Genomic DNA, 5,539 nt, shown 5'->3' with positions numbered 1-5,539 from the left:
GGCTCGCCGGGCTGAATTTCCCGTTCGGCGACAAATATGTCGCGGTGAATATTCCCTCGACCGCCGTGGACGCGATCGAAAACGGCCGCGTCGCCCATCGCTACGCCGCCATTGTCGGCGGGCCGGACCATCAGTCGCCGCAGATCGCCGCGAAAATCGTGGCGATCAATCTCAATCCGACCTGGACCGTGCCGGTCTCGATCATCAAGAACGAGATCATTCCGAAAATGCGCAAGCAGCCGAATTATCTGGCGCGCGCCCGCATAAGGATCCTCGACGGCAAGGGTCAGGAGATCAATCCGGCCTCGATCAACTGGAATTCGGACCGGGCGACCAATTACACGCTGCGGCAGGATTCCGGCGCGGGCAATTCGCTCGGCCTGATCCGCATCGCCATGCCCAATCCCGACGCGGTCTATATGCACGACACGCCGTCGCGCAATCTGTTCGTCAACGACTATCGCTTCCTGTCGCATGGCTGCGTGCGCGTGCAGGGCGTCTACGACCTGGCCGCCTGGCTGCTGCAGGGCGTTCCGGTCAATGGCGCGACGGCTGATCCACTGGTGGCCGGCCCCGGCGCGCCCGCGCCGGTTTCGGGAAGCCTTTCCGGCGGCTGGACCGGCCAGTTGATCCAGCAGCGCATCGCCACCGGCGCGCGCGAGGACATCAAACTGCCGAAGCCGGTGCCGGTGGTCTGGGTCTATATGACCGGCTGGGCCTCCGCCGACGGCACGGTCCATTTCCGCGACGACGTCTATAACGTCGACACGGTCGGGGGCTGAGCCGCCTATTTCGCCTCCGAATTGGGCCGCGTCTCGGCGGCGGTCGGCGGCTGGGTCAGGTCGAGCACGACCTTCTTGACGCCATGTTCGGCCGGATCGTCCTCGACCTTGAAGCCGAGCGCGCGATTCATCGACAGCATCGGCTCGTTCTCGCTGAGCACCTGGCCCTCGACCATTTTGATGCCCTCGGCGCGGGCCGTCTCGATCATATATTTCATCAGCTTCCAGCCCAGCCCCTGCCCTTTCAGGTCGGAGCGCAGCAGAATGGCGTATTCGCCATGGTCATGGTCAGCGTCGAGCATCAGCCGCACCACGCCCAGCATCAGGCCGGTGTTCTCGTCCACCGCGACGCAGACGAAGGAGCGCGCATAATCGATCTGGATCAGGCGGGCGATGAAGGCGTGCGAAAATTCCTTCACCGGCGCGAAGAAGCGCAGCCTGATGTCCTCGGGCGAGACATGGGCGAAGAAGACCTTGTACATCTCTTCGTCCTCGGGCCGCACCGGGCGCAATTGCACCGGCGTGCCGTTCTTGAGCGTAGTGCGCCGCTCCTGCGCCTTGGGATAGGGGGCGACCGCGAAGCGCGGATTGCAGCCCGAGCGCAGGCGCCCGTCGAACGGCGCGACAGAGGCGCGGGCGTCGACCACCACGACGCCGTCGGCGTCGGCCAGCACCGGATTGAACTCCAGCTCGCGGATCTCGGGAATATCGGCGGAAAGTTGCGACAGCTTGACCAGCAGCAGCGCGACCGCGTCGATATCCGCCGCCGGAACGTCGCGATAATCGCGCAACGCCCGCACGACGCGGGTCTGTTCGATCAGCCCGCGCGCCAGGCAGAGATCGAGCGGCGGCAAGGCCAGCGCCTTGTCGTTGATGACCTCGACCGCCTTGCCGCCGCGCCCGAACACGATGACGGGGCCGAAGGTCGGATCGTCGGTAACGCCCATCACCAGTTCGCGCGCATTCGTCCGGCGCACCATGGGGTGGATGGTGACGCCGTCGACCCGGGCGTTGGGAAGCTCGACGGCGACGCGCTCCAGCATTTTCTGCGTCGCGTCGACCACCTGCTCGACCGAGCGCAGATCGAGCACGACGCCGCCGAAATCCGATTTATGAACGATGTCGCGCGACATGATTTTCACGACGCAGCCGCCATAACGGCCGAGCACCAGCCGGGCGACCTCAGCCGCCTCCTCCGGCGAGCGGGCCAGCCGCGCCGGGGCGATCGGAATGTCATAGGCCTCTAACAAGGCGCTGATTTCGATCGGCGCCAGCCAGGTCCCGCCGCGCGCGATCGCCTGCTGCACCACGGCGCGGGCCTTGGCGACATTGGGCGCGAAATCGACCGGCAGCGAGGGCGGCGCCGCCATTAGCGCCTCGCGGGCCTTCTGCCATTTCACCATATGCATGAAGCCGGCGACCGCGCCGCCCTCATAGCGCGGAATGCGCGCTTCCTCGAAAATGCGGCTGATTGCCTCGTTGGCGCCGTACCAGACCGCAAAGACCGGCTTGGCGTTGATCGAGGACTTGCGATGTTTCTTGACCGCCTCGACGGCGGCCTTGGCGACGTCCTCGGCGCTGACCAGCACGTTTGGCGAGTGCATCGCCAGCACCGCATCATTGGCGCGGTCCTGCAGGACGAGCGAAAGCGCCTGGCCGTAATCGGCTGCGGACGCATTGGTCGACAGCTCAACCGGCGGCGCCCCGTTCCAATAGTCCGGCAACACGGTTTTCAAAGCGTCGCGGGTCGCGGGCGAAATGTCGGCCAGCCGGCCGCCGAGGTCCAGCAGCCGGTCGATGGCCAGATAGCCGACGCCGCGGCCGTTGGTGACGATGGCGAGACGGTCGCCGTTGAACGGCTTGATGCGCGCCAGCGCCTCAGCGGCCTCGAACAAGGCGCCGATGGAGGGCACGCGAAGCAACCCCGCGCGCCGGAAGGCGGCGGCATAGACGTCGTCGGCGGTGGCGAGATTGCCGGCGTGGGTGCCGGCGCGGCGCGACGCCTCGTGACGGCCCGAGCGCACCACGATCACAGGTTTGATGCGCGAGGCGGCGCGGGCCGCCGACATGAAACCCTTGGCGTCCTCGAGCTGCTCGACATAAAGCAGGATCGCCCGGGTCATCGGGTCAAGCGCATAAAAATCGAGCAGGTCGTCGATGTCGACATCCGCCATATGGCCGGGCGCGATCATGCCGGAAAAACCGACCTGCCGTTCGTGACCCCAGGCGGCGATCGCCTCCATCACCGCCGCCGATTGCGAGATGACCGCAAGGTCGCCCGCGCGCGCCGGCTGGGCCGACAGGCTGGCGTTGAGCTTGGCGCGCGGCGCGATGACGCCGTGGCAATTGGGGCCGAAAATGCGGATGCTGCGCCGGCGCGCGATGCCGCGTAGCTGTTCGAACAGGGAATCGGCGCCGGGCGTGGGATCGTCGGTCATCACGATGGCGGCGGGAATCGACAGATCCGCCGCCTCGTTCACGATGGCCACGACATTTTCCTTCGGCGCCACCACGATGACCAGGTCCGGCGGCTCGGGAATATCGCGCAATTCACGGAAGGATTTCCGTCCGGCGATCTCCTCGTAGCGGGGATGGACGACATGGAGCACGCCGGAAAAACCAGCCGACAGGATATTGTCGAGCACCGCGCGGCCGGTCGACCCGGCGCGGTCGCTCGCGCCCACCAGCGCCAGCGATTTGGGCTGGAAGGCGCGGTCCAATTGGCGGGTGCTCATGCCATTTCTCCTGCCATTTCAAGCGCCGGGCGTCCGGCCGCGATTGCGAAGCTAGCGATTTTTCGCGGACAATCCACCCCGCAATCGGGGCGGGCGGAGGCAGGCGGCGCGATTGCCCTTGCGCACAGGCGCCGGGACGGATTTAAGTCACGTCTAAACAAATGACTGGGCATGATTCGCGCATTTGCTTCGCGCAAGCCTTGCGATGGATCATTCTTCGCCAGAGACAGACGAGCGCGTCGCAGGGAGAAAGCATGATCGTTTTCGATTGCCGCAGGTTTTTGCGCACGATCCGCATCGCTGCGACCGCCCTCGCCGCGCTGACCCTTGGCGTGGCGGGCGCCCGCGCGCAGGAGGCGGAAGGCGTCTGGATGCGCGAGGACGGCGCCTCGAAGGTCCAGTTCTCGCCCTGCGGCGGCGGGCTGTGCGGGACCGTCGTCTGGCTGAAGAATCCCAATTCCAAGGCCCATATCGGCCAAAAAGTGTTTTTCGACATGGCGCGCGCCGACCAGACCTCGTGGACCGGCCAGGCTTTCAATCCGGAAGACGGCAAGACCTATAGCGGCAAGATTGTGGTCAATGGCAAGAAGCTGCGCACCAGCGGCTGCGTGCTGGGCGGGCTGATCTGCAAGTCGATGAACTGGGTGCGCGCGAACTGAACCGCGCGCAGCATGATCATCCGCCGTCTCAGATCTTCGCCAGCCCGCGCTTGAGATCGTCGATCAGGTCGTCGACATCCTCCAGCCCCACCGACAGCCGCAACATGCCCTGGCCGATGCCGGCCGCCTGCCGCTCCTGTTCGCTCAGGCGCTGATGGGTCGTGGTCGCCGGATGGGTGACGAGGCTCTTGGCGTCGCCGAGATTGTTGGAGATCTTGATGATCTCGAAGGCGTTGGCCATGCGGAAGGCCTCGGCCTTGCCGCCCACGACATCGAAGGACACCATGGTCGACGGCCCCGTCATCTGGCGCTGGACCAGCTCATATTGCGGGTGATCCTTGCGGCCGGGATAATAGACCCGCGCGATATTCGCCTCGCCGGCGAGGAAATCGGCGATCTTGCCGGCGCTGTCCTGCTGCTGGGCGACGCGCAGCGGCAGGGTCTCCAGCCCTTTCAGCAGCACCCAGGCGTTGAAGGGCGAGAGCGACGGCCCGGTCTGGCGCAGATAATTGTGAATATGCGTGTCGATGAAGGCATTCGATCCAAGGATCACGCCGCCGAGACAGCGACCCTGGCCGTCGATATGTTTGGTCGCGGAATAGACCACGCAATCGGCGCCCAGCTCCAGCGGCCGCTGCATCAACGGCGTGGCGAAGACATTGTCGACCACCAAGGTCGCGCCGACCGAATGGACGATCCCGGCGATGGCGGCGATATCCAGCACGCCGAGACCCGGATTGGTCGGGCTTTCGATGAAGGAGGTCTTGGTGTTGGGCCGCAGCGCCGCCTTCCACGCGTCGAGATCATGGCCGTCGACCAAAGTCGTCTCGACGCCGAAACGCGGCAGAAGATCGGTCACGATATAGAGGCAGGAGCCGAACAAAGCCCGCGAGGCGACGACATGGTCGCCCGCCCGCACCTGGCCCATCAGCGCATTGGTCACCGCCGCCATGCCGGTCGCGGTGGCGCGCGCGGCCTCCGCGCCTTCGAGCAGAGCCATGCGCTGCTCGAACATCGCGACGGTCGGATTGCCGAAACGGCTGTATTGAAAGCCCTCGTCCTCGCCGGTGAAACGACCTTCGGCGACTTCGGCGCTGTTGTAGACAAAGCCCTGCGTCAGGAACAAAGCCTCCGCCGTCTCGCCATAGGCCGAGCGCATCGTTCCGCCATGCACCATTTTCGTGCGCGGGCGCAGGGTTCTGGCGTCGATGGCGGGGCGATCATAGGCGGACATGAAAAAACTCCTCACGGCGCTTTGCTCCCGTGCTCGGGGAGCAAAGGCGGCCGGCTGCTCGATTTTGGGCAGTCCCGGCCTGTTTAGCGCATTGGTTTAACGTGGCGGCAAGCCGGCCGGCTCAAATGA

At 65.5% G+C, this 5,539-nt stretch carries 4 protein-coding genes and 1 riboswitch; of the genes, 2 read left to right on the top strand and 2 right to left on the bottom strand.

The features are described from left to right. Positions 1–782: L,D-transpeptidase family protein (locus tag ACE3S9_RS14130; protein ID WP_374547117.1), on the top strand; the 782-nt coding region annotated here is incomplete at its 5' end. A gap of 5 nt (positions 783–787) precedes the next feature. Here ACE3S9_RS14130 and ACE3S9_RS14125 read toward each other — a convergent pair. Beyond that, positions 788–3,517 carry a GNAT family N-acetyltransferase gene (locus ACE3S9_RS14125; protein WP_374547116.1) on the bottom strand — a complete coding sequence of 910 codons (2,730 nt, stop codon included), beginning with the start codon at positions 3,515–3,517 and terminating at the stop codon, positions 788–790. Between the two features lie 254 nt (positions 3,518–3,771). On the opposite strand from ACE3S9_RS14125, the gene ACE3S9_RS14120 reads away from it, so the two are divergent. Then, complete coding sequence (locus tag ACE3S9_RS14120) at positions 3,772–4,176, top strand: DUF2147 domain-containing protein (RefSeq protein ID WP_374547115.1); 405 nt, start codon at positions 3,772–3,774, stop codon at positions 4,174–4,176. A 28-nt stretch (positions 4,177–4,204) separates the two neighbouring features. Here ACE3S9_RS14120 and ACE3S9_RS14115 read toward each other — a convergent pair whose 3' ends face one another. Then, positions 4,205–5,410 (bottom strand): O-succinylhomoserine sulfhydrylase, encoded by a 1,206-nt coding sequence (locus ACE3S9_RS14115; RefSeq protein ID WP_374547114.1) that lies wholly within the window; start codon positions 5,408–5,410, stop codon positions 4,205–4,207. Positions 5,411–5,472: 62 nt separating this feature from the next. After that, a riboswitch (SAM riboswitch) is annotated at positions 5,473–5,539 on the bottom strand. This riboswitch is flagged as partial in the annotation.

Source organism: Rhodoblastus sp. (genome assembly GCF_041915505.1).
In the GTDB taxonomy this organism is placed as follows: domain Bacteria; phylum Pseudomonadota; class Alphaproteobacteria; order Rhizobiales; family Beijerinckiaceae; genus Rhodoblastus.
This window is presented reverse-complemented; position numbering and strand designations above follow the sequence as displayed.

Excerpts from the sequence above, each read along its gene's own strand:
- ACE3S9_RS14125 (WP_374547116.1), bottom strand. The coding sequence starts at position 3,517 with ATGAGCACCCGCCAATTGGACCGCGCCTTCCAGCCCAAATCGCTGGCG.
- ACE3S9_RS14120 (WP_374547115.1), top strand. The coding sequence starts at position 3,772 with ATGATCGTTTTCGATTGCCGCAGGTTTTTGCGCACGATCCGCATCGCT.
- ACE3S9_RS14115 (WP_374547114.1), bottom strand. The coding sequence starts at position 5,410 with ATGTCCGCCTATGATCGCCCCGCCATCGACGCCAGAACCCTGCGCCCG.